This window comes from Bhargavaea sp. GQ12, assembly GCF_059758705.1.
Genome location: NZ_JCAXEU010000001.1, coordinates 152,262 through 177,117 on the forward strand (window position 1 = coordinate 152,262; position 24,856 = coordinate 177,117).

The following is a 24,856-nucleotide window of genomic DNA, read 5'->3' on the forward strand; positions in this document are numbered from 1 at the left end:
ATGCGGTTAGAGTCCGATTAATGTCAAACGCGAATTTACCGGCTTCGGCGCTCATGGCGGACGCCTTCCGGAACTCACGGGGTCATAGCGCTATGATTCCGACTTAACCGACCGCAATTATCGGCATTATATGAAGGAACGCAGGAAGGGCGATTATGATTGCGCATAGTACAGCGGAGTTTTAGCCGCCGATTACTTCCGATTTATCAGCCGATGGCTTGCCGCGCGCGCCCTTGTCAACGCTTTACATTGCGTCGGACTCTATCGGACTCTTAGCGCGCTTTGACGTATTAGCGGATAGTGGGCGCAATATAAGAAAGAATGGCGATTACCATTGCGTCATAGTACGTCAAACGACCGGCATTGCGGCGCCTGCGCGCGGGGTGGCTAACGCTTTGAATCGCCTGCCTGCGACTGCATAAACGGTGTATAACTCGCCGTACTGCTTGCGTATGTCATAAAATACCAACGGTCAGGAAGCGCATAGCACCGCGGTTTATAGCGACTGCATAAACGGTGTATAACGCAAACAGTGAAGCGGAAGGCAAGAACCGCATAACGGCGGGCTTTTGGCGAATATTTTAGTATACATAATATCGATGTTCGGAAGCTACGACTGCATACGTTATACATTGCGCAAGGCTCACGCAAGAAAGCCGGGGGCTACCGGTTGATGGCGCGGTCTTGTCTGACTACGGAACATAGCTTACAAAAATCGAACTCGGGGCGTTAAAGCGCAAGCCTGCGAAAATTTCCCGGCGGATTTTAAACTCGGGTAGTCGCGCGAATGGGGGGCGGTCTCCCTGCGCCAGCTCCGCGTCCTGCCCGATCCGATGCGCGGGAACTATGAAATCGTTTTGGCCCGCCTTAAAATCGCGAAATTATAAAACGCTTTGGGCTTCGCAATCATTCGGCCATTTATCCGAAATCGCCAACGCAATAAAGTCGTTTCATGCCGTCTTAAAATCGCGCAATATCTAAACGCTTTGAGGTTCGCCCTGCCCGCGCCATGTCGTTAGTATGTAATCGCGTTTTATCTTGCGCAGACCGTCCGAAAATGCGTTAGCATTTGAGGACTATCTTTAAGAGCTTTGTTGTCTGATTCTACGAATCCGCCAACTATCGGCACAACAAATGTGCACGCAGTAGCCGACAAAGCCCGTCCTTATGCGGTTTCTTGCGTCTTCCCTTAAAGGGTATAGGCGTATATGTGCACGCTATCGGGTCGCCCTGCCTGCGCCTATATCGTTATATTATGATATTCGGTTCAAAAACATACAATTGCGCATTGTTAGCTTGCGCAGCGTTACGCATTAAGAACGCAGTTTCAGCGCATCCGGGGCTATCGGTCATCTTGCGCATCAGAGCGCCTTAGAACGCCAGCCAGCCCCCGCAAAAATGGCGTTAGAATCGACGTTAGGGGGCGCGGAAGGTTGGCACGTACACCGGTTTAGGATTGCGGATGAATTGGCGGATTCAAATTTGCGTTCGAACGCAAATATCGGCGAAGAACGATATCGGAGGAAGGAAAACACGAATTGATTCGTGATTTGGGCGAAGTAAAACGCGACACGTATCGTGATTTGGACGATTCAAAACGTGGCACGTACCACGGTTTAGGATTGCGTATCAAAACACGTCCCGGGACGCAATATGCCACGTGGCACAATATCGGCGAAGCAAATGCGAAATCAGTTTCGCATATCGGCGGCGGTTCAAATGTCGTGACGTCACGACAAGTCGGATCAAATCGTTGCACGTACACCGGTTTAGGAAATGTGGTGACGTCACCACGTCTGGAGCTGGGCGGATCAAAACGTGCAACGTTGCACGGTTTGGGTGTCGCAGCCCTCTACGAAATCGGACGGAGTGAGTTGACGTCTACTCAACGGGGTCTGGACGCGCTCTATCACATCGCAACCCTCCCGCCCGAACAACGCGACCAGCCGCACACACTCGCGGACGGTACGACGACCTAAAGCCCGGACAGAAAGCGGCGTTGGTCATTGCCGCCGCTTTCTTTGCGAGTTCTATATGCGTTTGAACCTTTTTCCGAATCTGGCAATAAGTCCGTCCGCGTCCCGTGTAGGAAAATTTTCCGTATCGGAGCCGTTAAACCCTACTCCAGATTTGGAGGGGGGGTAAAGGAGGATTGGACGAAGGTACTCCAGATTTGGAGAGGGCGATAGAGGTATCCGGAGAAACAGCGGAAATACCGAGTGTCCAAATTTGGACGGTCGGGAGGTATCCGGAGTGAAGAACCCTGACCCGAATTTGGATCAGGGTAAGACCGGAAGAACAAACGAAGTCCTCGCGAAGAAAGCCGGAATCGGCAAGGCGCGAAGCTACGTTAGCACAGAACGCCGACGATCCAACATTGGATCAACGGAAGGAAGGCTGTGGCAAGGAGAGCGGTCGGACTTAGTGGAAAACTTTCCACAATGTGAAGTGAGCGCAAATTTCGAGACGTCGCGAAATATCGGCAAATGTGTCGACGTTGACACATTTAGGACTGCGCACGCAAAAGGGCGGCTGGCTTACGGTTTAATTACCGCAGGCCGGCCGCCCTTTCATGCGTTTAGTTATCGTCGTCTTTGCGCCCGTATTCGTATTGGCGCGCTTCACCTTCCGGCATAAGCTCGATTAGTTCCGTTAAGTCTTCGATGCCTAACGCGGTAGCAATCCGCTCGACATGATCCAGAGAAAGCCGTTCAATCTTAACGCGCCCTTGCGCCAATGTGTTAACGGCATTTGGTCGCAATCCGGTCATTTCCGCGACTGCGCGCTGCGATATACCGCGTTGCTCGATGGCTTCGCGGAATTTAAGAACGATTACCATGCGCTCCGGCGGCTCTTGATGCCCGTCGTAGAGCGCTTTTATTGCGTCTTGACCCTTCATAATATCGCCTGCCTTTTTCGTGTCGTATTAACATTATAACCGACTGTAACGGATTTACGATATTTTTCCGTAAAAAGTGTTGACGGATGTATCGGTTATGCGTTACACTTTAATTAATGTATCGGATAAACGATACAAAATCGAAAATAGGGGGCGCAATAATGGAAATCTACGTATCATTCAATCGCACAATCGTCGGCTACTTCAACGTTCGCACATTCGCAGGGGGCGCGGTTCTGAACGTCCGGGGCGACTTATTCCGCGACCTGGCCGGCATTCATCCGCGAGCAGTAAACGGCACAGTCGCAATCAGCACGGACACATGGCGCACAATCAAGGCGGACGTATGGACGCGTCAATCAAGGCGGATCGTTGGACGCGTCAATTAAACACGGAAGGGGTGGCGGCAATATGAAGGACTACATGGCGCAGGCTATGGCGGCACTAGAGGACGCGCAGGCAATCGCTAAAGAGCGCGGCGATGAATCGGAAGCATACGGGCTGGACTCGGCAATGACGCTGCTGCGGGCGTATGGCGGCGCAAGAGCAACGCAGGGCGCGCCGATTCGGTTAAACGGCAATTCAGACTGATGGACAAGCGGTGCCGGGCGGATTGTTGGCGCAATAGTCAACGATGGTCAAACTTTATTCAGCGTCGCGTTAGTCGGTATAGGGGCGCGGATGTATCTATATAAGTGAGGGAGCATTTTGCTGTCATACGGGCGTATATATGGGAGCCATCCGCACGGTTCCGCTTTTTATTTTGCCGTCTTGCAATATTCTAAACGGTTTCGACATTAAAAGGAGGTGAACCATGTTACAAATCGCGGCGCGACCGTCCCCTTCTATATTAGGACGGGAAATAATCACCGGTACTATGTCGCAAAAACCGCCCGCAAAACTACGGTTTAGAGTAGGGGCGCATTTCCCGCCAGTTAACCGCCGCAGCAGTCACGGACAAAAACCGCTGAAGGAGGATAACCGCCGATGGAAAAATATCAGCTAATCATAAGTGAGCCGGTCGCCTGCGACTTGATGCGCAAGGGCTATAACCTAATCGCGCAGATGCCGAGCGAACGATACGAAGGCCGCATTATCTACGTATTTCCGAATGATGCAGATATCACGGACGAGCTACGCAACTATGATCCGTCTACTTACTACGCATGACGGCAGACCCGCGTTAGTTACGTTACAAGCTATATATTATGATATTCAGTCCGAAAACCTACAAGGAGATTGATAGAGCGATGAAATGTATTTTAAGTTTCCGCGTCGCTAAGTATCTGCTGGCGCAAGGTTTCCACGTCGTCGATATTGAAACGTCGCATAAATTCGCGGGCAATGTCGTTTTCATATTTGAGGACACGCCGGAGCTGGCCGCGGCAATGGCGAGCATACCGCAGAAGCCGAATTATAAACGAGAGGGGAAATGACGATTGACGCCACCGAAGCAAAACGCCCAAGCAATCGCAAAACTAAACGAGCTTTATATCACAACGCGCCGCAAGTACCTTGTACAGACAGCGGATAGCTATATCACGCTCGACCGCGCCAATAGTGATCGAGTATGGACGCTTAACGACGGGATGCTTGCGCTACACCTAAGCGGCGGCACGACTTACGGAATCTTTAGCGCTGGCAACGCAAATAAGTTTATTACGTTCGACGTGGATTATGCGGACGATATGCCAATGGCGCGCTGGGCTGCTGCAAAGCTGATCGACGTAATCATAAACGATTTTCATATCGCACGAGCCAATATTCACGTAAGCGAAAGCGGCGGCAAGGGCTATCATATCGATTTATTCTTCGATAAGCCGCTGGCAGTCGAAACCGCGCGCAGGTTTTATCAGAACGTAATCAACGCCGCGGAGCTACCGCCGAATAAAGTAGAGTTCCGCCCGACATGGACGCAAGGCGTTAAGTTGCCGCTGGGCAAACACCAAAAGACTGGGCGCCGCTGCTGGTTCGTCGATAATGAAACGTTCGCGCCGATTAAGTCATACGACTATCTAAACGCAGTGGAGCCGATGGATGCCGCGTTGATCGTGGACGGCGCAATCGAATTAACGCCGGAGCAAGAAGCGGAGTTCCGCGAGATTGTAAAGCGTACCGACGTTAGCAAGACGACCGTCACGGCGACGCAATCAATGCGGAAGGCTGCGCGGATATTGAAGGCGGGGAGATTGACGGCAAGCGGCACGCGGAACGATACAACGCATTTGCTAGCGAAGTTCTTTTATTCGCAGGGCGTCGATGAAGCGGACGCAATCGAGCAGATAATGGACGTTTTGCTTAATACGCCGCGCGAGTTCTTCGGCAAGAAAAGCACGCCGGAACATTGGCGCAAGGAAACAGAGCGCTTAGTTTACGACGCTTACCGCAAGGGCTACACGCTGGGGAACGCGGACAAGGAAATAACGATTTATAAATCCGAGATTTTGGCGGTGCTAGGCGTCGGCACGTTCCGGCAGAAGCAATTAGCTTATGCGATGCTGGTTGCGTCTAAACGGTTCGGCGACGTTTTCTATTTAACGATGAATACCGCAATGGAAATGCTAGGTACGAAATCGAGAGACACGGTTAACAACGGAATTAAAAAGTTGGTCGCGGTTGGATTCATGGAATACCGACGCAAAGCGGAAGTGGACAAGGCGCGCAGCCATGAATTAGGGCGGCCGGTTCATAAGCCGAATCTTTACAGCCTGCTAATTGACAAGCCGGCCGCAGATGAGAAGTCTGTCACCGTAAAGCCCGATAAATCAATGATGGAAGTCGCGCATATGCTTTGCGATCAATCAGAGCTTAAGCGCGTTATCAGTCGCTGGGAGTTCGATAGCCGTTGGAAGCGTGCTTAACGTTGTGCCGTTATTCTACGTCATTAGCTATATATTATGATATTCAGTCCGAAAACCTACAAAACACGAGGGGGAACCACCGAAAATGAAAGCCACCGACAACCTACAAACCCGCATTAACGACTTTTGGCACGCCGCCGCATCCGATCGAATGAGCGCCGCCAACGCGTTCACCGAGGAACTGTACGCGGAGGGAATCGACCTAATGACGCGCAAAGCCTACCACCCGGACTACTTCAGAGACAAGCCCCGCCGCCCGATTGCGGAAATTATCGCCGATTACCTGCTGCGCGGTCAAACCGTAGCAGAAAAGGCGGAGGAAGCCCCCGCCTATACCATGCGCCATATCGACATTAAAGCGAATGACCGCAAGTTTACGGAGGTTCGCATATATGACCGCGACCCGGACAGCGAACCGGCGCAACCGATCGGCACAATATCGCTTAACAGCGCCAGCCTGCGCGCCTACACGCCGGAACCGGACGCCATAACGACCGATGACCTTATCGCGGCAATCATGCGCTTACAAGGCGATTTAAAGCGTCACAGCGTCCGCATTGCGCGGCAATACGGCAAAGAGCCGGGCGAGGTGCGGCAGGCATTGCGAAAGCTAAAGGCACAGAACGCGAAAGAGTGCCGTGAATGTTTCGCCGCATTTTATGCGAACGACCGGCGCGAAGTTTATTGTAGCGATAAATGCCGTAAGAAAGCCGATGCAAAGCGGAATATTTCTAAAAAAGTTTCTTAAAATCGCATAATTAAGCGGATTTTTCTGCTATATAAGTAGGGGCGGAGTGAAGCCGCCATTTTTTAAAACCTATTAAATGAATGAAAAGGGGGAACGGAATATGAACTATTATAAACTCCTACGCCTTTACTACGGGATGACCGTTAAAGAAGCCGCGAAAGTAACGGGGCTAAGTACTGGCACAATATCCACGGCGGAAAACGGCAAGCGCTATGTATCGCCAGAAGTCCGCGGAGCCTATGCGCGTAACCTGCCCGAAACGGAAGGTTTTCACGCGTTCTGCGAACAATACGCCGGGATGCCGGATAACAAAGCCGAATAACGGGCGGCTTCTTCTTTTTTATTTTTACAATGAAAATAAAACGTATTAACCCATCTAAATCATACTATGCAACCCATCGGAATGCAAGCGAAAAGGAGCCGAAAGAATGCAGACAATCGAAATCACGCAAGAACTTATCCGCGACGGCGACCGCGCCTATACGGTCAATATGACGATCGACGGCGAGCCAAAGCGGACTATATACCGCGACAGTAACGGGATCTACCCGGCGTATAAGTCGCTTATTATCCAACTTCGCAAGGTACCGGGCGCCCGCGTCGTCGTTACAACGAACAGTAAAGGGCTTGCGGATGAATACGAACGGAAAGCCGCGACGCATGGAACGCTGCTAACGATGCTTTTAGACACGATCGAAGAACACGGAATAGAACTCGAAATTAAATACGCAGAACAAAACGACTAAACGAAACGGAGAGAATCGAAAATGACAATCGAACTAAACGAGCTAACAGAAAAGATGACCGAGTTAATGGATGCGATCCTTATGGAAGCTGACGCCCTGCAAGCGTTCATTCGCCAGCAGACGGGCGGTGAGGCGGCATGACGCAAGTAGACGTTAAAACCTGCTCAAAATGCAAAATCACGAAGGACACAACGGAGTTTTACGGCAATGGCAAGGGTCGTAGCTGGTGCCGGGCTTGTGATAGTGCCGATGCCCGCGAGCGTATGGCGGCATACATTCGGACAGACCGCGGACGGATGGCGTCACAATTCCAGACGGCGAGGAAGAACGCGCGTAAATACGGTGTGCCGGACAACCTCGAAATGATGGATATTTTCTTTTTGATGTCCACCGCCACCGGCTGCCAATATTGCGGCACAGAGGGCAAGCCGCTAACCGTCGAGCATATTCATCCACTGGCGAAAGGTGGGCCGAATACCTTCTCGAATTTAGCCGCAGTCTGCGAAACCTGCAATAAATCGAAGTCTAACCGCAACTTGCTCCGCTGGGTTGAAACGAAAGGACGCGCCGATCGCCGCGAGATTATGGGCGTTATCTACCGGATGGCTACGCGGCGCGGCGTAGACCATAACGTCATTATCGACGAGCTAAACGAAGGATACGAGGGGGCGCGAAATGAAAAAGACGGATAAGCCAGGCATTTACCGGCAGCGACCGGCGCCACCACCGCCAAACCGTCCGGACTTGCCGAGTGGTTCATGGGTGACGGTCTACTGCTTGCGAGAGATGGACGATGCCGACATTGACGCGCTGGGCTTGCGCCGGTATTTGCGCGATGAAGGCGGGGCGGGCGCGAATGAAACCCGATAAGAAAATCAGCGCATACATTGCGGCCAACTGCGCGAACTATGACCGCGATGGGCTTTGTCACCTTGAAACGACGGAGAGCGGTTTGCGCCTATGTCCGCTTTTCTTCGATATCGGTAAGCGTTGCTTATACGCCGAGCGTGCAGTTTTGCCGGGTGATCCTGTCATTGAATCGCATTACAACGCGAGACGCGGCAAGAATGCGGCGGGAATGGCGGAGTGTATCGAGTGCCGCGAACCGTACATTAAAACCAGCAACCGCCAGCAACGATGCCCGGATTGCGCAAACAGGCGGCGAAGACGAAAGCAATTAGACTATAACGCGACGTACAGACGAGGGAAAAGTGAGCATTTAGGGCATTAAATATAGCGTTTAAACGCCCTGGCGCTTGATTACAGGCGTTTTAATTTTGACCATGAACAAATACTCATGAACCGCAAAAATGGCGTTCTAAATGCTAACGAAAGGAGGGCGGATGCATTGAGCAGATGGGAAGAACTACGCCCGAAATCGGACAGGAAACGGCGCAAAAGCCCGCATGACAATAAAAAGTGGCTGGACGAGCTACTAAAGCCGCAAGACGAGGATGAGGATAAGCCGCAAGCAAAGCGGCGGAAGGGACGCAGAGAAACCGCCCGGCGGCTAACGTCGGCGGATCAATGACGCAAGGGGGCGACAGAATGAGCGAGCAGAAGCGAAAGCAAAGACGCAAGCCACGCAAGAAGGCGGCAGGCTTGGCTGTTACGATTGCGGACATCATCGGCGAGGAAAAGGCGCAGGAGATCCGGCGGCGCGTCCGGCGATGAAGCGGCTCTTTCTTGTGCGGACAATGCGACGACTGGAAGACGGCGCCCGCGCTTATGCCTTCGTTGAGGAACGCGGCGGGCGTTATGTATTGCGTGGCTACCGATACGCGGGCAAGGCGAGCCGGGCGGAGCTATACCGCGATTACAGCCGCGTGATTATGTCGCTATTGAAGCCGGGGGAGATTGCGGAAGTATGGACGAACGATTGGACTGCTACCATGCCGGATAAAAGGCGTTACAGCCGGATCGAATACCGGCAAAAGAACGGGCTGCGGAACAGCGCGACATTGAACGTGCTATGTACGCGGGCATATACAAACGAAAAGGGGAGCGATCAACCATGAACGAAGAAAAGCAGACATTTACGCAAGCGGAGTTAAACGAACGGATTGCGCAGGAGCTACGCAAGGCAAAACAAGAAACGGCGGCAGCGGTCGAGAAGGCAGCGGAGGAAGGCGAGCAGAACGCGACCGACTATAAAGCCGAATTTGAAAAGGTGCGGCAGGAGCTAGACAAGCTAAAGGCGGAGCAAGCTGCGGTTATCGCGGAACATGAAGCGCAAGCAAAGCGCGAAGCGATCGTGCGGGCGTTCTTTAGCGGAGACAGTGAGCGAGCATTTAGACAAGATGCGCAGGCAGTCGAGAAGGTGCTGGAATGGTTCGATGTTGATACATTCGCGGACGTGGACGAAGCGAAGAAAGCTGCTTTCAGTCTGAAATTGTCAGCGCCGGGCATCATGCAGGAAATTCGCAAGAAATCGAACAAAAAACAGACGGGCGGACTTTTCCGCCGAAAGGGGCGCAACTAATATGACGAACAAAAACAGCGAATTTGTATTCTTTACGAGTGGGGACAACGCGGGCGAATTGATGGCGAAAACACCGGAGGAAGCCGCAAAAGCGGAAGCGGAGGGCGTGGGCCTGGTTATGGATCTTCCCGCGTATAAGCAAGCGGAACAAAAGACCGCGGCAGCAATGGCGCGATTCCGAAAAGAAGAAGCGAAGATAAAAAAATCCGATAATCCGATTCATACTGACGAGGTTAAGGCGTATGAACTGCGCAAACTCCGTGAGCAATTGGACGAAGAAATCGGTCAGATCGCCGAAGAATGGACGGCAGCACGCGCTGAAATCGAGGAGCAAGCGCGACAATCGGCGGCAGCATTCACCGTTCAAGTGTCCGATTCAGATCGTGCAATCGGTGAGCAGTTAGCGAATAGATACGCGCTAAGGCTGGCGGCGACACCGTACAAAGACAGGCAGGCGGGCATCCTGCGTGAGCTTGCCGCGGATATCGGACGCTTGCAAGACGGCGCGAGGGCAGCCGTACAGCCGCATCTATTGAACCTGCGCAACGTATTAGCGGAAGGCGCCGATATGTCGGACGTGCTGAAAGTCGCACAGATGCGGAACGCGCCAGAATTGGCAGCGGGGCAGGCGGCGGATCAACTTTGGAAACTATCGCCGGACTTTGAATATCGACAGTTTAAAGTATTACGAGAAGCACACCCAGCGCATTATTACACGCCGCCTAAACGATGAAGCGGTGATTAACGAATTAACGGGCGGGCATTCCTTCGCGGGATTGCGTCGCCCCTTTTTTTATACATAACGAAATATTGGCGCGTCGTCGGCCGTGTGCTATAATCGCCTAAAGCGTACCAATTAGGCGTAATGCGGTATTATATCGCTATCTATTCTGTAAACGCAGTAGCCGCAAGGCTTTAACTAAATACGTGTTTAATTCGCTATCAGATGTACCATGCACTCGGCCTCATTCTCATCGGCATTCTTCAGAGCCAGGCACTCCTTGGTGCTGTGTCCCAGCTGAACTGGGCAGGCTGGCTGCTGCTGGCGGGTATCGTCATCTTCTCGGGAAGCCTCTATGTGCTTGCACTAACGCAGATCGGCATCCTCGGCGCCATCACACCGATCGGCGGCGTTGCCTTTATCGCCGGCTGGATTATGCTGATCATCGCAGTCGCCAAGCATGTCGGTTAAATTGTAAAAGCCGGGCACCATGGTCATGTGGCGCCCGGCTTTTAACGTTATCTGGGGCGAAGGCAACGCGTTACTCCAATTGGGGCGCTGTTACTCCAATTGAAATGTCATTACTCCAAACGGGATGCCGTTGCCCCAAGTGGGCGTTACATAATCCAAGCCGACTCCCATTGCGCCATGTCCCATCACTGTGCACACTCAAAAGAGCCATCCGCCGCGGATGGCTCTTTCATATTATCTCGGTGCCTGGTCGAAGTAGTTGAGCTCTTCGTCGAACTCCGCGTAGTCAAAGTAGATCATCGGGAACAGGAAGCGGTGATCGGTGCGTGCTTCCCTGATGATGGCGTGATCCCGCCCGGCCGCCTCCACGAATCCGCGCACAACCTTCGTTGTGGCCTGCCGATCCCCATGCTCGAACGAGAAATGGAACGTGCCGGGCTGTCCGCGGTTGAGACGGAGAATATTCTCAATATAGGATTCCTCGCCCTGGGGCGGGCGGCCCGTCGGCAGTGTCACCTGCGGAGGGACCATTTGTTGCTGGGGCTGCTGGACCGGCTGCATCGGCACCGGCCGCATGTTCGGGTTCCAATAATATTGGACCATGGGTTTCCACCTTTCTTCGATTAAACTGTCGGGCAATCACTTTCTGACGGCGAATAAAAGCAGTGCGACTTGAAACGACCGGTGTTCCACTGGTTCCACCACTGCGCGGGGCAGTCGCCCTCCGGCATGAAGAACCAGAGCGAGCGGGTCGCCGGGTGGAACCGTTCCCCGTTGATGACCCGGCGGGCCAGGCGTATGTCCTGTTCGCGGGCGCGCTGATAGAAGTAGCCTTTCGTTGTCGCTTCGAAACCACCTGGCCGCTGGAAGACCATCTGCTGAATGGTCCGGATGTTCCCGAAATCCAAACAGTCGCCGCGGACCCTGTTGACTCCGACGTTTCCGACCATCAGCATTCCGAGATTTCCTTCTCCCTCTGCTTCGGCGCGCATCAGCCGCGCCAGCAGCTGCACTTCTTTTTCAGTTGCTCGTACAACTGCCATCGTCTGCCCCCCTCGCTAATGACTATATGAGGGGACACGGGGGTACATTCCATATATGCAGATTTGGACGGGAGGAGAATTCCATTGGCAATCAATAATACGGTCTATGAGTTCATGGAGAGGCTGGACAGAGGCGATTTAATGACAAGGGATGGATTGGAGGATTATTTCAGGAGATATCCGGAAGTTTTCGGGGTGTACTTCCCGGACTATTGTCCGAAGACGGACGAGCGGCTGATCCGGGCGATCGAACAGTATCCGGCTAAGGCCGAAGACATTTCACTTGCCGGCCAGCGGCTTCCTGAGGAAATTGATAACACAAGGGAGCTTTACCGTGGCCTGACCGGAATCGACGCGGATGTCGACCATCATCTGTTCGCCGGTGCATTCGGATCGAGTGCATTTGTCGCAGGTGAGAAAAAGAACGAAATATTCTACGCACTTGAGATGCTGTCACCCGAGCCGGACGACCTCCGCCTTGTCGCCGCACACGAAATGGGGCATATCATTCAATTCCGGATGAGCGCCGGGACCGCCGGCGATGATTGGTGGCAGGATGTCCAATGGAACCATCCGCTTGTCACGCTGGTTTCTGAAGGCGGCGCCATTTACCTGTCCAAACTGGCCGTCCCCGGGAGAGGCAGACCGGATTACATCTCTTTCGGAGCACTCGGCGAAGAAGGCTACGGCTTTTATATGGGGAACAAAAGAAGGCTGCACGAAGAATTTATGAATGACATGAGGGGAACCTGGAGCGCGGAAAAGGACAAGGAGTGGTTCCGCCTGTCCGGCGGCTCGCGGAGTGGCCATAGCCGTCTTGGCTACTATATAGCCGACGGCTTTATGGAGCACCGCGCTGAACTCCGAGGCATGGATGCCGCCCTTACCGACTGGGACACCATGACGCTTGAAGAAGAATTCATGGATTACTTGAAACGCTGATATGCCTTGGGTCAGATGGATTTCTGCCTTAGTGTACTTTCGGTGGGCCTTGGTGTACTTTCGCGATGTAATGGTGTACTCTCGGCGGTCCTTGGTGTACTTTCGACGGGCTTAGGTGTACTTTAGCAGTCTCGATCACGGATCCCGACAAAAATGCCCGGCGGCCAAAGTGGCCGCCGGGCAGTTCATCGTGCATTATTGGACATCGAAGAAGGAGCCGCGCTCGTCGCCCTGGAGGATGGTGCCGACGTAGAACGAGCCGAAGACGCCGTAGCGTGCGCTTACTTCGTCAAATCGCATTTCATAGACGAGCTTCTTGAACTGGAGCACGTCGTCCGAGAAGAGCGTGACGCCCCATTCATAATCGTCAAAACCGACCGAGCCGGAGATGATTTGCTTGACCTTGCCTGCGTAGCTGCGGCCGATCAGTCCGTGGCTTCTCATCAGTTCACGGCGGCGGTCCATATCGAGCATGTACCAGTTGTCATCGCCTTCGCGCTTTTTGTCCATCGGGTAGAAGCAGACATACTGGGAGCGCGGAAGTTCCGGATAAAGGCGGCCGCGGACGTATGGGTTCTGGTAAGGATCTTCATTGGACTCCTTAGCCAGGTAGTTGGACAGCTCAACTACAGATACGTAGGAATACGTCGGGATCGTGTAGTCTGCAATAGCGAGTTTGTTGAACTCTGCCTCAAGCTGCTGGAGCTCGTCCATCGTCGGGCGAAGGGTCATGAGCATGAAGTCCGCCTTCTGGCCGACGATTGTATAGAAGGCATGGCTGCCGGTCTTTTCATTATCGGCTGTCTGGAGCTTGTCGAGGAAAGTGATGAATTCATCGGTTGCCGCTTTCCGTTCTTCTGCAGGAACGGCTTTCCACGTTGCCCAGTCCATCGTACGGAAGTCATGGAGAACATACCAGCCGTCCAGTGTGATTGCAGCTTCGTTCATGTGGGAACACTCCTTTGGGATCATATGGTTTTAGTCTATCACAGAAGACGGGCCGGGTCCGTGCGCAAGTACCTCTGTCACTGTTTTGTGAAAAAGCCTCCGTTTTCCGTTTTGCCTCAACTTGTGTAAACTTGACAATGGAAATCAAACCGATACCGCCTTTAAGAATGAATCCGGGCGGACAGACCAGATAAATGGGAGACATCATTATGGAACAATTGCTTAACCTACTCCGCCAGCCCGCCTGGCGGTTCATCGACCAATCGGTGAGCGGGCTCGGCCGCTCTGCCCTTGAATCATTCGCCATGGACGACATGCTTTGCCACGTCGTCGGCCAGCTGAAAAGTCTTCCGGCGGTACGCACATGGGTCCATGACCGCACCGTCGTCCTGGGCATCCAGGATCACCGACTGCCGTATATCGAAGACGCGACTGAACTGTTGCGGCTCAACGGATGGCGGCCGATTGTCCGCAATTCGGGCGGGCTTGCCGTTGTCCTGGACAATGGCGTCCTGAACATTACGATCGCGCTGTCGGAAAAAGACCGGGCGATCGATATCCCGGCAGGCTACGAAGTCATGCTCGAGTTTGTCCGGCTGCTGCTGCCCGAAGCGGCAGATAGGATCGAGGCTTACGAGATCGTCGGCTCATATTGCCCCGGCTCGTACGACCTGAGCATCGGCGGCAGGAAATTCGCCGGCATCTCCCAGCGCAGGCTCCGCGGCGGCATCGCCGTACAGATTTATCTCTGCGTGGAAGGAAGCGGGTCCGAGCGAGCCCGGCTTATCGGTGAAATGTATGATGCCGGACTAAAGGGCGAAAAAACGAAGTTTGTATACCCGGCTATCCGGCCGGACGTCATGGCATCCCTCACCGAACTGCTCGGCGTGCCGATCACCGTTCCCGAGCTGAACAGCCGTGTTCGCCGGCTGCTCCATGCGCTGTCGGGTGACGTCCGCGACAGCCTGCCCGAAGGAGAGGAACTTGACCTGTATGCAAAGTATCTGAAACGGGTCGTCGAACGGAATGCCAAACTGCTGGAGGGCATGTGAACCTGGCAGAATAACAAAGAAACGGCAAGGACTCCGCCGCCTGAACCAGGCGCTGGTGTCCTTGCCGTTTCTTTATGGAGACGCCGGCCATCAGTGTGCCTGCTGTTCCTCGCTATTCACGAGGTTCCCATTTTGCTCCATACGGAAGCTGGTCGCATTTTCATCTTCTTCGAACGCTACAAGTTTGCGTGCACGGTTCATGATTTGGACAAACTGTTCATAGTCATCTCGGATTTCGTCATTTTCTTTGGCAAGCCGGGAAACTTCATTCTCGAGCTCATTGACGCGCCGCTCAGCCGCTTCCGCTGTGTGCTTCCACTTCATTGTCTCCTGATCCGCGAGATTCGTATGCTGGAGACGCATCAGGTAGGCGATCACGACATCCAGCGAGAGGTTCGACAGCCGGATGGCCGCGCGTCCTTCGCCTTCCGCACCATCCGGTACGACATAGAGTCCGGAATTCTTGCGTCTGAAATCTTTGCCCATTGCCTTCAGGTTTGCCTTGCGTTCCTTTTTCGCTTCAGAGAGTTCTTTCTCGTATTCTTTCCGGACGACCGCGTTCCAGCGGAAACCACATGCCGCGGCTGTCCGGTTCATTGCGTCACCGGCTTCTTCGAACGCGTTAAGCTGCGTGCTTCCTTCGCGCACATGGCGAAGGACCGTTTCCGCAAGCAACCGGTCGTTCTCTTCTACCCAGGCATCCTGTCTGACTTTCACCATTTGTGTACCTCCTGCCATCTTCATAGTCTGTTTGCCTGGTGTCAGTGTGCACCGCCGCTCCGCATTTTATACCGTTCCATTTGGAAATGTCGGAGAATGCGCATCTTTTCGGATTTGATATTAGGAGGGGGAAGGAGACCGGAGACCGTTCCAAACAGGTGCCGGACAGGGTATACTGGAAGGACCCACTGTTTCCGGGAGGTGCCAGATGATGGACTATGCCATACAAAAATTAAGTGAAGAAAAAGTGTTCAAAGATCCGGTTCACCGCTACATCCATGTGAGGGACCAGGTGATCTGGGATCTGATCGCGACCAGGGAGTTTCAGCGGCTGCGCCGCATCCATCAGCTTGGCACAACCTACCTCGTATTTCACGGGGCAGAGCACAGCCGATTCAACCATTCGCTCGGCGTCTATGAAATTGTCCGCCGCATCATCGATGACAGCTTTAGCGGGCGTCCGCAGTGGAATGATTCGGAGCGCCTTGTGACGTTGTGTGCGGCACTGCTCCATGACCTCGGGCATGGGCCGTTTTCCCATGCATTCGAGAAGGTGTTCGATTTGGATCACGAGCAGTTCACGCAAAGAATCCTGCTTGGAGATACGGATGTGAATGCGGTGCTCAGCCGGGTCAGCGAGGATTTCCCGCGGAAAGTGGCGGACGTCATCGGGAAAACTTATCCGGACAAGCTGGTCGTCAGCCTGATCTCAAGTCAGATTGATGCCGACCGGATGGATTATCTGCAGAGGGATGCCTATTTCACAGGGGTCAGCTATGGCCACTTCGATATGGAGCGGATCTTGCGCGTCATGCGCCCGTCCGAGGAGCAGGCCGTCATCAAGCAAAGCGGCATGCACGCGGTGGAGGACTATATCATGAGCCGGTACCAGATGTACTGGCAAGTTTATTTTCACCCGGTATCCCGCTCGGCAGAAGTGATTCTCGTTAAAATTTTGCAGAGGGCGAAAGTTTTGAGCGAAGAAGGGTATAGGTTCAAGCAGGAACCCGTACACTTCAAGTCGTTCTTCGACAAGACGTTCGATCTCAAGGATTATATTGCGCTGGATGAATACATCCTGATGACTTATTTTGAAACTTGGATTCTGGAAGACGACGAGATCCTGTCCGACCTGTGTGACCGGTTTGTTAACCGACGGCTGTTCCAGTACATCGATTTCAACCCGGCCAAGGAATACAGGAAACTCGGCGAACTGGAAGGGCTGTTCCGGAAAGCCGGGATCGACCCGGAATATTATCTCGTTGTCGATTCGTCCTCTGACCTGCCGTATGATTTCTATCGTCCTGGCGAGGAAGAGGAGCGCCTGCCGATCCACCTGCTTATGCGGGACGGGGAGCTGCGGGAACTGTCCAGGGAATCAGATATCGTTGACGCAATATCCGGCAAGCGGCGGACGGATCACAAACTCTATTTTCCGGAGGACATGCTCACGGAAGGCAAAAAGAAAAAAATGCTCAGGCAACAAATCCTAAGCATCTTGAACACATAGAATAGGGAGGGCATTTTTGATGCTTCAGGAACATGCAAAAGTCGTGCAGTTCATTTCGCTGGCTGACGGTGTAACCGGGCGGAAGAAGCTGCAGAAAATGGTCTACATCGCCAAAAAGATGAATTTCCCGTTCCAGGAAAAGTACCAGCTCCACTTCTACGGACCTTATTCGGAAGAGCTGACACTCAGAATTGAGGAGCTTTGCGAGATGGGCTTTCTCGCGGAAAACAGTGAAGACAAGGGTTCTTATGTGCAGTACAGCTACAGCGTGACCGGTGAAGGCCGTGATTTCATCGGGGATGCAGAAGAAGTTCCGGATAAGCTTGGCGAATGCATCGGCCGGATGAAGGAAAGAAGCTCACGTTTCCTGGAACTCGTCTCCACTCTGCTTTATTTTGATCACCTTCCGCGGGAAGAGCAGATCGCAAAAGTACATATTGTCAAAAACAAGCTGAACTTTACGGATGCCGAGATGGATGAGGCCTTTTCCTTTATCGGGGAGCTAGCGGGCTGTATCCGTCAATGAGCCGCCGGTTTTAACACGGCCGGCGGATTGGCTATAATGCAGGGAAGGGGGGATAGCATCATGGCTAACGGAGAAAAACCAAAACCGAAGATGGAGTTTACGATCATCCGCGACAACCCGACTGCCGGTCACAAAGGGTTCGGCATCGGCTCGATTTCGCTTGAGAACGTGTCTCCCATCATCATCGATGTGGAGGAAGAGCTTGCTCAGATTGAAATCGGTGCGCTGCATGCCCGGAGCAAGACGGAACGGGGCGTCAAGTTCACCCCGAATCGGGAAGATTCCGAAGGCGGCAAGCCATACTGGCTTATCTGGGTTGCGATCGACTACAAGGAAGAAGGCCCTTACTTTGCCGGGGTCACGGCTGCCGAGATGGTCGTCAACCGGGAAAAGCGGCGCGGCTATAAGAATCTGCCTGAGCACGTCAATCTTCTGGACAAGGCGCTGAAGCGCCATGTCATCGTCGACAAGATGGACGACCGCTCGAAAAAGGTGCTTGCCGAGTTTCTTCAAGGAGAGAACCCTGAATTGTGGGAGCGGAGCACCGAGCTGCAGGAGGCGCTTGGCATATCCGGATGATTCCCTAAATATGAACGATCTTTGACAGTTTCGCCGGCGGGGGCGCCGCCGGTTGAACCGCTCCGGAAAACGGAGTAAACTTGGTATAACGCTTGCTGAATACAAGCTAGGACAGTGTGCCGTCTAGCTAACGGTGCACACAACCAGCCCCGCTTCCTATTTGGAGGCGGGGCTGGTTTTTTGTTGCCTTAAATTAGGGGGACAGACATTTTAGATGGTATGTCAACGTTTCACTGCAGTATGTTAACGTCTCACTTAATGACGGAGCCCCTAAACCTCAATCAAAGAATGAGAACGGGAACAGCCGTACCGGGCCGCCGTCTTTTGTATCCTTTGAACGTTCCTGGCGGAGGGCGGGGTCAGTGCAGAGTTTCCGTGGCACATTCCGTTCTTTAAGGTAAACGAGCCGCTGCTTCCCGCAACCGTCGACAGCAAGCCCGCCAGTCTCGACGTCGACAATGACTCCAGTGACGCCCTCAGGCTGGCTGAACGATTCGGGCGGAAGTCCGGCGTGTGCCCCTTCCATGAACTCGATCCACATCTTTTTCGCTGCCATCTTGTCACTGTTTTCCGTGAGACGGCTGCCTTCATCAAAGCCGGCCCAGATACCGGCAGTGAGCGTGGGGGAATAGCCGATCAGGTACTGGTCGGACAGGGTCGTCCCGGATTTCGCCGCATAGGGCCTCGTTTGTCCGGGACGTATTGACAGTCCTGTAGCCGGGGTGTAGTCGCTAAAAACAGGATCGAACATGCCGGTCATCATCTGTGTGAGGACATAGGCATCCGCCGGATCCATCACGTCCCTCTCTTTTTCCTCCTGACTGCTCCGGTAGACGGTTTCACCTGCGGCATCAGTAATGGACAGGATGGTCGTCGGGATGACACGTTTGCCCCCGGACGCGATCCGGTTGTAGGCCCCTGTCATCTCGTAAAGGGTGACTTCCGTTGTGCCGAGCGCGGTGGCAGGTGCATCGACGAAGTTACCGGTAATTCCGAGGCGTGCAGCCATGTCCTTAAAAGGCTTGTAGCCGATTTCCTCAAGCGTCTTGACGGCAAAGATGTTATCCGAAATCGCGAGCGCCTGAGCAAGGGAGATCGGCCGTTCCGCGAACTTGCCGTTGACATTCTGCGGCTCGTATTCCTGCCTGCCATCATCAAATGTAAAAACTGTCGGTTCACTTTTCAGGAAGGTGAGCGGCGTGAATCCCTGTTCAAGCGCTGCCGCATATAGGACCGGTTTCATCGCCGAGCCGGACTGCCGCTCCGCCTGAGTAACCCGGTTAAAGGGACTCGCGGCATAATCACGGCCCCCGATCAACGAAGTGACATGTCCGCTTTCCGGCTCCATCGTGACGAACCCGAACTGAAGCTCGTTGTCGGGCATCCATTTTCCTGCTGCGGCCTCGGCTGTTTTCTGATGGAACGGGTCGAGCGTCGTCCGGATTGTCCAGCCGCCCTCCGCGATGTCGCGGCCCTCTTCCTTCAGGAGTTTTTCTGCTTCCCGCCACACCTCGTCGAGGAAATACGGGGCGACTTTATTTCCGGTGTCCCACTGGTCGTGCTTCAGGGCGACTCTCTGATTGAGGGCATGGTCGGCCTGGTCGCGCGTCACATATCCTTCACGGACCATGGCGCTAAGGATGATTTTCTGGCGGTCCGCCGCAGCGTCCGGATGATCGACGGGAGAATAGACGGACGGTCCCTTTGGCACGGCTGCAAGCAATGTCGCTTCCGCCAGAGTCAGGTCCTTCACTTCCTTGCCGAAGAAAAATTGGCTGGCCGCTTCCGCCCCGTACATGCCGTGGCCGAAATAGACGGTATTCAGATATCCTTCGAGGATCGTATCTTTGTCGTAGAAGGTCTCGATCCGCCTGGCATAGACCGCCTCATTGATTTTCCGGGTCCATGTTTTCTGATGGGTCAGGAACAGATTGCGGGCATACTGCTGGGTAATCGTACTTGCGCCTTCCGCCTTGCGGAACGATTTGACGTCCTTCAGAACAGCAGCGGCAATCCTTGAATAGTCGAATCCCTTATGCTCGTAAAAGTCCTTGTCCTCGACAGCGACGAATGCATCGGAAAGAAACGGGGACATGTCGTCAAGCTTGGTCCAGTAGCGCCGCTCTCCCGAATGCCGGTCACCGATCGGATCGCCATTGCGGTCGAGGAAGACGGTTGCGTTCGGCACCTTCAGGGAAGGGGGGCCGGCTGAATGGATATAGATGAGGAGCGCACCGTACATGATCAGCCCGGCCACGCTGAAGCTCAGGGTTAAAAGCAGCAGCCGCTTCATGAGCGTCCGCCTTTTCCGCTTCCGTTTGAAATGGGACCGTTTCACCGCGTTCCCGCCTTTCCGTCGCTTTTTCGCAAGTATGGGCAGTTTTGCGGCATTTCATCCGGCGGATTTAAAAGCCGGAAACAGGAAGCCGACATAAGCAAAAAAAAACAGTTGCACCGCCTTCCTGTGGCCGTATAATGAAGCTTAGTTTCGTGAAGGCCGGGAATACAGGCAGTGCGGGACGTTTCCCTTTGATGAAGGAGGAATGCAGCCCATGGCAGGGTTATGGTATACAGAAAAACAGACGGACAACTTCGGAGTTACGATGAAGATCAAGCAGACACTGCACGTCGAACAGACGGATTTCCAGCTGCTGGAGATGGCGGAGACAGAAGAGTGGGGGAATATGCTGTTCCTCGACGGCATGGTGATGACCTCGGAACGCGACGAGTTCGTTTATCACGAAATGGTTGCACACGTGCCGCTATTTACTCATCCGGACCCGAAAAAGGTGCTGGTTGTCGGCGGCGGCGACGGCGGCGTCATCCGTGAAGTTCTGAAGCATCCCCAAGTGGAACAGGCAGTCCTTGTCGACATTGACGGCAAGGTGATCGAGTACTCGAAAAAGTATCTTCCTTCAATCGCAGGCAAGCTTGAGGACCCGCGCGTGGATGTACGCGTCGGCGACGGATTCATGCACATTGCCGAGTCCGAAAATGAATATGACGTGATCATGGTCGATTCAACGGAGCCAGTGGGCCCGGCGGTCAATCTGTTCACAAAAGGCTTCTATGCCGGTATCTCGAAGGCTTTGAAGGAAGACGGCCTGTTTGTCGCGCAAAGCGACAACCCGTGGTTCAAGGCTGACCTGATCCGCCAGGTGCAAAAGGACGTCAAGGAGATCTTCCCGGTTACCCGTATGTACACGGCCAACATCCCGACGTATCCGAGCGGACTTTGGTGTTTCACCCTTGGCTCGAAAAAGCACGACCCGCTGGAGGTCAAGGAAGAGCGTTTCCACGAGATCGATACAAAATACTACACGAGCGAACTGCACCGGGCGGCTTTTGTGCTGCCGAAGTTCGTGCGTGACCTGGCAGAAGGTGAGGGCGAATGAAGTTTGACCAAGCCTACTCCGGAAATGTGTTCATTAAGAGCGGTGACAGCTATGATGAAGCGAGTGCGGTGATCTATGGCATGCCAATGGACTGGACGGTCAGCTGGCGTCCGGGCTCCAGGTTCGGTCCCGCGCGCATCCGTGAAGCTTCAATCGGGCTGGAGGAATACAGCCCGTATCTGGACCGGGAACTCGACGATATCCGTTACTATGACGCGGGGGACATCCCCCTTCCGTTCGGCAACGCCGGGAAATCCATTGACCTGATCGCCGGTTTTGTCCGTCAGCTTCTGGCAGACGGAAAGGTCCCTGCAGGGATGGGTGGCGAGCACCTCGTGTCACTCCCGGCCATGAAAGAAATGGTGGCCGCTCACGATGATCTTGCCATCATTCACATCGATGCACACACCGATCTCCGTACCGAATATGAGGGGGAGGAGCATTCGCATTCGACCCCGATCCGCAAGATCGCTGAGCTGATCGGTCCCCACAACGTCTATTCGTTCGGGATCCGATCGGGGATGAAGGAAGAGTTTGAATGGGCCCGTGAAAACGGCATGCACATTTCAAAGTTCGATGTGCTCGAACCGCTTAAGCAAGTGCTTCCGACGCTTGCGGGACGGCCGGTCTACGTGACGATCGACATCGATGTCCTGGACCCCGCCCATGCGCCGGGCACGGGAACGGTCGACTGCGGCGGCATCACGTCCCGCGAGCTGCTCGCGTCGATCCACGAAATTGCAAACTCCAGTGTGCTTGTGGCCGGCTTTGATCTCGTTGAAGTCGCGCCCGTCTATGACCCGTCCGAACAGACGGTCAATACGGCAAGCAAGCTGTTTAGGGAAATGCTGCTCGGGTTTGTGAAATAAACGGAAAAGGTGATGCGCATGAAAAGCCTGCGCGTCACCTTTCGTTTTGTGATGGTGGATTGCCCTTCCGTTGAAATCCCCGTCCCCTGCGGGATATAATAGGGAAATGACTATGAACGGGGGCATCCAGATGAATATACCCGAGGAAGGATTGCCGGTCAGCATCCGGCTTGTGACGACAGTCCGGCAGCCGGGCGAAAAGCCGTTCCGGAACTTTATCCGGGCGGAGGGCCTTCTGATCGAGAAAGCGGGCAGAACCTATCTGAGTTTCGAAGAAAATGCGGAAGGCCGCGGCACACGGATGATGGTCCGCATGGGGCATGAAGACGGGCTCATCATGCGCAACGGTGACGTTTCGATGAAGCTTCCGCTCGTCCCGGGCGAGCGGAAAGAAGGCCGCTACAGCAGTGGAGGCATGGAGCTTCCCCTAACTGTGAAAACCGGGTCTGTACGTTATGAACCGGGAACCAAGGGGCGGTTTTTAGCCGTATACGACCTGCTGTCGGGCAACGAGACCGTCGGCACCTATGACGTTGAATTTACTTATTCGGAGGGAAAAGCATGAGCACAGTGGAACAGATCAAACAGCAGCTTAAAGACGCGCTCGGCAACGCGGTGGACAAGGCGGGCCTTGCGGAAGGCGCAGAAATGCCGGATGTAATGCTCGAGACGCCAAAAAACAAGGAAAACGGCGACTACGCCACCAATATCGCGATGCAGCTGACGAAAATTGCGAAAAAGCCGCCGCGTGCCATTGCGGAAGCGATTCTCTCCAATCTGGAGACCGACAACACACCGATCAAAGCCATCGACATTGCAGGCCCGGGCTTCATCAATATCAGTGTCAAGACCGACTACCTCGGAGAAGTCGTGAAGGATGTACTGGAGAAAGGTGCAGAATTCGGACGCACTGATTCGGGCGGCGGCCAGAAAGTCCAGATCGAGTTTGTCTCGGCAAACCCGACGGGCGACCTTCACCTTGGCCATGGCCGGGGCGCATCGATCGGTGATGCGCTCAGCAATGTGATGGATTTTGCAGGTTATGACGTGTCCCGGGAATACTACATCAACGATGCAGGCAACCAGATCAACAATCTGGCGCTTTCCATCGAAGCGCGCTATTTCCAGGCGCTCGGCGAGGAGCGCGAAATGCCGGAGGATGGCTATCAGGGCAAGGATGTCATTGAGATCGCCAATGCGCTTGCGCACGAACACGGCGACAAGTTCGCCAAGATGCCGGAACAGGAACGTTTTGACTGGTTCCGCAAACACGGACTCGGCATCGAGCTGGACAAGATCAAGCAGGACCTCGCCGACTTCCGTGTGAACTTTGACAATTGGTTCTCGGAGTCGACCCTTTACGGTTCCGGAAAGATCGATTCTGCGCTCGATAAGCTAAAAGAGAACGGCCATGTCTACGAAGAAGACGGCGCCACTTGGTTCCGTTCGACAACATTCGGTGACGACAAGGACCGCGTCCTCATCAAGCAGGACGGCTCCTACACATACCTGACGCCGGACATCGCCTATCACGAGGACAAGCTCCAGCGTGGCTTCGACAAGCTGATCAACATCTGGGGAGCCGACCATCACGGTTACATCCCGCGCATGAAGGCGGCGATCGAGGCGCTCGGCTACGACAAGGACACTCTTGAAGTTCTCGTGTCGCAGATGGTGCAGCTGTATAAGGACGGCGAGAAGTTCAAGATGAGCAAACGTACCGGCAAGGCGGTCACATTGCGGGAGCTCGTCGATATGGTCGGACTGGACGCGGTGCGTTATTTCTTCATCATGCGTTCCGGCGATTCCCAGATGGACTTCGACCTTGATCTAGCAGTTTCACAATCCAATGAAAACCCGGTCTACTATGCGCAGTACGCGCACGCGCGCATCAGCTCGATCCTTCGCCAGGCTGACGATGCCGGCCTGTTCCATTCTGCAGACCATGTAGGGCTGCTCCAGGACAGCGAGAAGGCGATCGACCTGATGAAGAAGATCGGCGATTTCCCTCAGACGGTCGCAGACTCGGCAAAACTTCGATCTCCGCACCGGATTGCGACATATATCCAGGAGTTGGCTGCCGCATTCCACACGTTCTACTCTACCGACAAAGTTGTCGACCCGGACAACAAGGAACTGTCGGAAGCACGCCTGGCGCTCGTCACGGCAACCCGCACGACAGTCGCGAACGCACTTCGCCTGATCGGCGTTTCCGCACCGGAGCGGATGTAAGTGCAACATGACCGGCCCCGAACAGCTTCGGCTGAAGGGGCCGGTTTTCTTGTATGGAGAAGTTTGATGAAACGTCCGTATTCGCTAGAAACGTTGCTATACTTCATTGAGA

General features: G+C 54.0%; 32 protein-coding genes and 1 pseudogene. 27 read left to right on the plus strand and 6 right to left on the minus strand.

Going from position 1 to position 24,856, the window contains the following annotated elements; translation table 11 throughout:
• Positions 1 to 1,538: 1,538 nt before the first annotated feature.
• Positions 1,539 to 1,979, plus strand: coding sequence for a hypothetical protein (locus AC6CHQ_RS00755; RefSeq protein ID WP_498080547.1), 441 nt, complete (start codon positions 1,539 to 1,541; stop codon positions 1,977 to 1,979).
• A gap of 599 nt (positions 1,980 to 2,578) precedes the next feature.
• Here the strand turns inward: AC6CHQ_RS00755 and AC6CHQ_RS00760 are convergent.
• On the minus strand, positions 2,579 to 2,899 hold the full coding sequence (locus tag AC6CHQ_RS00760) for a helix-turn-helix domain-containing protein (RefSeq protein WP_498080548.1): 321 nt from the start codon (positions 2,897 to 2,899) through the stop codon (positions 2,579 to 2,581).
• Between the two features lie 161 nt (positions 2,900 to 3,060).
• Here AC6CHQ_RS00760 and AC6CHQ_RS00765 point away from each other — a divergent pair, with 161 nt between their 5' ends.
• From AC6CHQ_RS00765 to AC6CHQ_RS00845, 17 genes and pseudogenes are all read left to right on the plus strand, one after another.
• Positions 3,061 to 3,288: a hypothetical protein gene (locus AC6CHQ_RS00765; RefSeq protein ID WP_498080549.1), complete on the plus strand. Its 228-nt coding sequence runs from the start codon at positions 3,061 to 3,063 to the stop codon at positions 3,286 to 3,288.
• Entirely contained in the window at positions 3,272 to 3,490 is a 219-nt protein-coding gene (locus AC6CHQ_RS00770; protein ID WP_498080550.1) for a hypothetical protein, read from the plus strand. Before AC6CHQ_RS00765 ends, AC6CHQ_RS00770 begins: the two co-directional genes overlap by 17 nt.
• 396 nt (positions 3,491 to 3,886) lie before the next feature.
• Entirely contained in the window at positions 3,887 to 4,069 is a 183-nt protein-coding gene (locus tag AC6CHQ_RS00775) for a hypothetical protein (RefSeq protein ID WP_498080551.1), read from the plus strand.
• Positions 4,070 to 4,149: 80 nt separating this feature from the next.
• A complete protein-coding gene (locus AC6CHQ_RS00780; protein ID WP_498080552.1) occupies positions 4,150 to 4,335 on the plus strand; it encodes a DUF5659 domain-containing protein in 186 nt (61 codons plus the stop codon).
• A 3-nt stretch (positions 4,336 to 4,338) separates the two neighbouring features.
• Positions 4,339 to 5,760, plus strand: a complete 1,422-nt coding sequence (locus tag AC6CHQ_RS00785) for a TOTE conflict system archaeo-eukaryotic primase domain-containing protein (RefSeq protein ID WP_498080553.1) — start codon at positions 4,339 to 4,341, stop codon at positions 5,758 to 5,760.
• An 85-nt stretch (positions 5,761 to 5,845) separates the two neighbouring features.
• Positions 5,846 to 6,508, plus strand: coding sequence for a hypothetical protein (locus AC6CHQ_RS00790; RefSeq protein WP_498080554.1), 663 nt, complete (start codon positions 5,846 to 5,848; stop codon positions 6,506 to 6,508).
• 100 nt (positions 6,509 to 6,608) lie between these two features.
• Positions 6,609 to 6,830: a helix-turn-helix domain-containing protein gene (locus AC6CHQ_RS00795; RefSeq protein ID WP_498080555.1), complete on the plus strand. Its 222-nt coding sequence runs from the start codon at positions 6,609 to 6,611 to the stop codon at positions 6,828 to 6,830.
• A 106-nt stretch (positions 6,831 to 6,936) separates the two neighbouring features.
• Positions 6,937 to 7,254: a hypothetical protein gene (locus tag AC6CHQ_RS00800; RefSeq protein ID WP_498080556.1), complete on the plus strand. Its 318-nt coding sequence runs from the start codon at positions 6,937 to 6,939 to the stop codon at positions 7,252 to 7,254.
• A gap of 137 nt (positions 7,255 to 7,391) precedes the next feature.
• The gene (locus AC6CHQ_RS00805; RefSeq protein ID WP_498080557.1) at positions 7,392 to 7,946 is read left to right on the plus strand and encodes an HNH endonuclease; all 555 of its coding nucleotides are present in this window, start codon (positions 7,392 to 7,394) and stop codon (positions 7,944 to 7,946) included.
• A complete protein-coding gene (locus AC6CHQ_RS00810; RefSeq protein ID WP_498080558.1) occupies positions 7,930 to 8,124 on the plus strand; it encodes a hypothetical protein in 195 nt (64 codons plus the stop codon). The genes AC6CHQ_RS00805 and AC6CHQ_RS00810 overlap by 17 nt, the downstream gene beginning before the upstream one ends.
• Positions 8,111 to 8,485, plus strand: coding sequence for a cysteine-rich VLP protein (locus AC6CHQ_RS00815; RefSeq protein ID WP_498080559.1), 375 nt, complete (start codon positions 8,111 to 8,113; stop codon positions 8,483 to 8,485). Before AC6CHQ_RS00810 ends, AC6CHQ_RS00815 begins: the two co-directional genes overlap by 14 nt.
• 117 nt (positions 8,486 to 8,602) lie before the next feature.
• Positions 8,603 to 8,785 carry a hypothetical protein gene (locus AC6CHQ_RS00820; protein ID WP_498080560.1) on the plus strand — a complete coding sequence of 61 codons (183 nt, stop codon included), beginning with the start codon at positions 8,603 to 8,605 and terminating at the stop codon, positions 8,783 to 8,785.
• A gap of 17 nt (positions 8,786 to 8,802) precedes the next feature.
• Positions 8,803 to 8,928: a hypothetical protein gene (locus tag AC6CHQ_RS00825; RefSeq protein ID WP_498080561.1), complete on the plus strand. Its 126-nt coding sequence runs from the start codon at positions 8,803 to 8,805 to the stop codon at positions 8,926 to 8,928.
• Positions 8,925 to 9,272 carry a hypothetical protein gene (locus tag AC6CHQ_RS00830; protein WP_498080562.1) on the plus strand — a complete coding sequence of 116 codons (348 nt, stop codon included), beginning with the start codon at positions 8,925 to 8,927 and terminating at the stop codon, positions 9,270 to 9,272. The genes AC6CHQ_RS00825 and AC6CHQ_RS00830 overlap by 4 nt, the downstream gene beginning before the upstream one ends.
• Entirely contained in the window at positions 9,269 to 9,736 is a 468-nt protein-coding gene (locus tag AC6CHQ_RS00835; RefSeq protein ID WP_498080563.1) for a hypothetical protein, read from the plus strand. Before AC6CHQ_RS00830 ends, AC6CHQ_RS00835 begins: the two co-directional genes overlap by 4 nt.
• A 1-nt stretch (position 9,737) precedes the next feature.
• Positions 9,738 to 10,469, plus strand: coding sequence for a hypothetical protein (locus AC6CHQ_RS00840; protein WP_498080564.1), 732 nt, complete (start codon positions 9,738 to 9,740; stop codon positions 10,467 to 10,469).
• A 201-nt stretch (positions 10,470 to 10,670) separates the two neighbouring features.
• A pseudogene (locus AC6CHQ_RS00845) lies at positions 10,671 to 10,928 on the plus strand (DUF423 domain-containing protein); the annotation flags it as partial.
• 234 nt (positions 10,929 to 11,162) lie between these two features.
• Here AC6CHQ_RS00845 and gerQ read toward each other — a convergent pair.
• Together gerQ and AC6CHQ_RS00855 are read right to left on the minus strand one after the other, a co-directional pair.
• Positions 11,163 to 11,531 (minus strand): spore coat protein GerQ, encoded by a 369-nt coding sequence (gene gerQ, locus AC6CHQ_RS00850; RefSeq protein WP_092054642.1) that lies wholly within the window; start codon positions 11,529 to 11,531, stop codon positions 11,163 to 11,165.
• 20 nt (positions 11,532 to 11,551) lie between these two features.
• Positions 11,552 to 11,971 carry a cell wall hydrolase gene (locus tag AC6CHQ_RS00855; protein WP_251238971.1) on the minus strand — a complete coding sequence of 140 codons (420 nt, stop codon included), beginning with the start codon at positions 11,969 to 11,971 and terminating at the stop codon, positions 11,552 to 11,554.
• Between the two features lie 84 nt (positions 11,972 to 12,055).
• Between AC6CHQ_RS00855 and AC6CHQ_RS00860 the strand changes: the two genes are divergently transcribed.
• Entirely contained in the window at positions 12,056 to 12,913 is an 858-nt protein-coding gene (locus AC6CHQ_RS00860) for a hypothetical protein (RefSeq protein WP_498080565.1), read from the plus strand.
• Between the two features lie 195 nt (positions 12,914 to 13,108).
• On the opposite strand, the gene hemQ is transcribed toward AC6CHQ_RS00860, so the two are convergent.
• Complete coding sequence (gene hemQ / locus AC6CHQ_RS00865) at positions 13,109 to 13,861, minus strand: hydrogen peroxide-dependent heme synthase (RefSeq protein WP_251238973.1); 753 nt, start codon at positions 13,859 to 13,861, stop codon at positions 13,109 to 13,111.
• Positions 13,862 to 14,070: 209 nt separating this feature from the next.
• On the opposite strand from hemQ, the gene lipL reads away from it, so the two are divergent.
• Entirely contained in the window at positions 14,071 to 14,913 is an 843-nt protein-coding gene (lipL, locus tag AC6CHQ_RS00870) for an octanoyl-[GcvH]:protein N-octanoyltransferase (RefSeq protein WP_285858805.1), read from the plus strand.
• Between the two features lie 90 nt (positions 14,914 to 15,003).
• On the opposite strand, the gene AC6CHQ_RS00875 is transcribed toward lipL, so the two are convergent.
• Positions 15,004 to 15,633, minus strand: a complete 630-nt coding sequence (locus AC6CHQ_RS00875; protein ID WP_092054630.1) for an RsfA family transcriptional regulator — start codon at positions 15,631 to 15,633, stop codon at positions 15,004 to 15,006.
• A gap of 211 nt (positions 15,634 to 15,844) precedes the next feature.
• Between AC6CHQ_RS00875 and AC6CHQ_RS00880 the strand changes: the two genes are divergently transcribed.
• The 3 genes from AC6CHQ_RS00880 to AC6CHQ_RS00890 are packed head-to-tail and all read left to right on the plus strand — an operon-like array spanning position 15,845 to position 18,248.
• A complete protein-coding gene (locus tag AC6CHQ_RS00880; protein WP_092054708.1) occupies positions 15,845 to 17,143 on the plus strand; it encodes an HD domain-containing protein in 1,299 nt (432 codons plus the stop codon).
• Between the two features lie 19 nt (positions 17,144 to 17,162).
• Positions 17,163 to 17,669: a YwgA family protein gene (locus AC6CHQ_RS00885; RefSeq protein ID WP_092054627.1), complete on the plus strand. Its 507-nt coding sequence runs from the start codon at positions 17,163 to 17,165 to the stop codon at positions 17,667 to 17,669.
• 60 nt (positions 17,670 to 17,729) lie between these two features.
• The gene (locus AC6CHQ_RS00890) at positions 17,730 to 18,248 is read left to right on the plus strand and encodes a YwhD family protein (RefSeq protein ID WP_092054625.1); all 519 of its coding nucleotides are present in this window, start codon (positions 17,730 to 17,732) and stop codon (positions 18,246 to 18,248) included.
• Positions 18,249 to 18,525: 277 nt separating this feature from the next.
• Here AC6CHQ_RS00890 and AC6CHQ_RS00895 read toward each other — a convergent pair whose 3' ends face one another.
• Positions 18,526 to 20,586, minus strand: coding sequence for a transglycosylase domain-containing protein (locus tag AC6CHQ_RS00895; RefSeq protein WP_424236670.1), 2,061 nt, complete (start codon positions 20,584 to 20,586; stop codon positions 18,526 to 18,528).
• A gap of 214 nt (positions 20,587 to 20,800) precedes the next feature.
• On the opposite strand from AC6CHQ_RS00895, the gene speE reads away from it, so the two are divergent.
• From speE to argS, 4 genes are all read left to right on the plus strand, one after another.
• Positions 20,801 to 21,643, plus strand: a complete 843-nt coding sequence (speE, locus tag AC6CHQ_RS00900) for a spermidine synthase (protein ID WP_498080566.1) — start codon at positions 20,801 to 20,803, stop codon at positions 21,641 to 21,643.
• The gene (gene speB / locus AC6CHQ_RS00905) at positions 21,640 to 22,512 is read left to right on the plus strand and encodes an agmatinase (RefSeq protein WP_498080567.1); all 873 of its coding nucleotides are present in this window, start codon (positions 21,640 to 21,642) and stop codon (positions 22,510 to 22,512) included. Before speE ends, speB begins: the two co-directional genes overlap by 4 nt.
• Before the next feature lie 130 nt (positions 22,513 to 22,642).
• Entirely contained in the window at positions 22,643 to 23,077 is a 435-nt protein-coding gene (locus AC6CHQ_RS00910) for a YwiB family protein (RefSeq protein WP_424236667.1), read from the plus strand.
• Positions 23,074 to 24,744, plus strand: a complete 1,671-nt coding sequence (gene argS / locus AC6CHQ_RS00915) for an arginine--tRNA ligase (protein WP_498080568.1) — start codon at positions 23,074 to 23,076, stop codon at positions 24,742 to 24,744. The genes AC6CHQ_RS00910 and argS overlap by 4 nt, the downstream gene beginning before the upstream one ends.
• Positions 24,745 to 24,856: the final 112 nt, after the last annotated feature.

What these genes read in the sequence shown, in the direction of transcription:
- speE (WP_498080566.1), top strand. Translation starts at nt 20,801, where the DNA reads ATGGCAGGGTTATGGTATACAGAAAAACAGACGGACAACTTCGGAGTT.
- speB (WP_498080567.1), top strand. Translation starts at nt 21,640, where the DNA reads ATGAAGTTTGACCAAGCCTACTCCGGAAATGTGTTCATTAAGAGCGGT.
- argS (WP_498080568.1), top strand. Translation starts at nt 23,074, where the DNA reads ATGAGCACAGTGGAACAGATCAAACAGCAGCTTAAAGACGCGCTCGGC.
- AC6CHQ_RS00800 (WP_498080556.1), top strand. Translation starts at nt 6,937, where the DNA reads ATGCAGACAATCGAAATCACGCAAGAACTTATCCGCGACGGCGACCGC.
- AC6CHQ_RS00875 (WP_092054630.1), bottom strand. Translation starts at nt 15,633, where the DNA reads ATGGTGAAAGTCAGACAGGATGCCTGGGTAGAAGAGAACGACCGGTTG.
- AC6CHQ_RS00855 (WP_251238971.1), bottom strand. Translation starts at nt 11,971, where the DNA reads ATGGCAGTTGTACGAGCAACTGAAAAAGAAGTGCAGCTGCTGGCGCGG.
- AC6CHQ_RS00795 (WP_498080555.1), top strand. Translation starts at nt 6,609, where the DNA reads ATGAACTATTATAAACTCCTACGCCTTTACTACGGGATGACCGTTAAA.
- AC6CHQ_RS00765 (WP_498080549.1), top strand. Translation starts at nt 3,061, where the DNA reads ATGGAAATCTACGTATCATTCAATCGCACAATCGTCGGCTACTTCAAC.
- AC6CHQ_RS00840 (WP_498080564.1), top strand. Translation starts at nt 9,738, where the DNA reads ATGACGAACAAAAACAGCGAATTTGTATTCTTTACGAGTGGGGACAAC.
- AC6CHQ_RS00910 (WP_424236667.1), top strand. Translation starts at nt 22,643, where the DNA reads ATGAATATACCCGAGGAAGGATTGCCGGTCAGCATCCGGCTTGTGACG.
- AC6CHQ_RS00790 (WP_498080554.1), top strand. Translation starts at nt 5,846, where the DNA reads ATGAAAGCCACCGACAACCTACAAACCCGCATTAACGACTTTTGGCAC.
- hemQ (WP_251238973.1), bottom strand. Translation starts at nt 13,861, where the DNA reads ATGAACGAAGCTGCAATCACACTGGACGGCTGGTATGTTCTCCATGAC.
- AC6CHQ_RS00760 (WP_498080548.1), bottom strand. Translation starts at nt 2,899, where the DNA reads ATGAAGGGTCAAGACGCAATAAAAGCGCTCTACGACGGGCATCAAGAG.
- AC6CHQ_RS00805 (WP_498080557.1), top strand. Translation starts at nt 7,392, where the DNA reads ATGACGCAAGTAGACGTTAAAACCTGCTCAAAATGCAAAATCACGAAG.
- AC6CHQ_RS00815 (WP_498080559.1), top strand. Translation starts at nt 8,111, where the DNA reads ATGAAACCCGATAAGAAAATCAGCGCATACATTGCGGCCAACTGCGCG.
- lipL (WP_285858805.1), top strand. Translation starts at nt 14,071, where the DNA reads ATGGAACAATTGCTTAACCTACTCCGCCAGCCCGCCTGGCGGTTCATC.
- AC6CHQ_RS00830 (WP_498080562.1), top strand. Translation starts at nt 8,925, where the DNA reads ATGAAGCGGCTCTTTCTTGTGCGGACAATGCGACGACTGGAAGACGGC.
- AC6CHQ_RS00835 (WP_498080563.1), top strand. Translation starts at nt 9,269, where the DNA reads ATGAACGAAGAAAAGCAGACATTTACGCAAGCGGAGTTAAACGAACGG.
- gerQ (WP_092054642.1), bottom strand. Translation starts at nt 11,531, where the DNA reads ATGGTCCAATATTATTGGAACCCGAACATGCGGCCGGTGCCGATGCAG.
- AC6CHQ_RS00885 (WP_092054627.1), top strand. Translation starts at nt 17,163, where the DNA reads ATGCTTCAGGAACATGCAAAAGTCGTGCAGTTCATTTCGCTGGCTGAC.
- AC6CHQ_RS00775 (WP_498080551.1), top strand. Translation starts at nt 3,887, where the DNA reads ATGGAAAAATATCAGCTAATCATAAGTGAGCCGGTCGCCTGCGACTTG.
- AC6CHQ_RS00880 (WP_092054708.1), top strand. Translation starts at nt 15,845, where the DNA reads ATGGACTATGCCATACAAAAATTAAGTGAAGAAAAAGTGTTCAAAGAT.
- AC6CHQ_RS00825 (WP_498080561.1), top strand. Translation starts at nt 8,803, where the DNA reads ATGAGCGAGCAGAAGCGAAAGCAAAGACGCAAGCCACGCAAGAAGGCG.
- AC6CHQ_RS00780 (WP_498080552.1), top strand. Translation starts at nt 4,150, where the DNA reads ATGAAATGTATTTTAAGTTTCCGCGTCGCTAAGTATCTGCTGGCGCAA.
- AC6CHQ_RS00890 (WP_092054625.1), top strand. Translation starts at nt 17,730, where the DNA reads ATGGCTAACGGAGAAAAACCAAAACCGAAGATGGAGTTTACGATCATC.
- AC6CHQ_RS00810 (WP_498080558.1), top strand. Translation starts at nt 7,930, where the DNA reads ATGAAAAAGACGGATAAGCCAGGCATTTACCGGCAGCGACCGGCGCCA.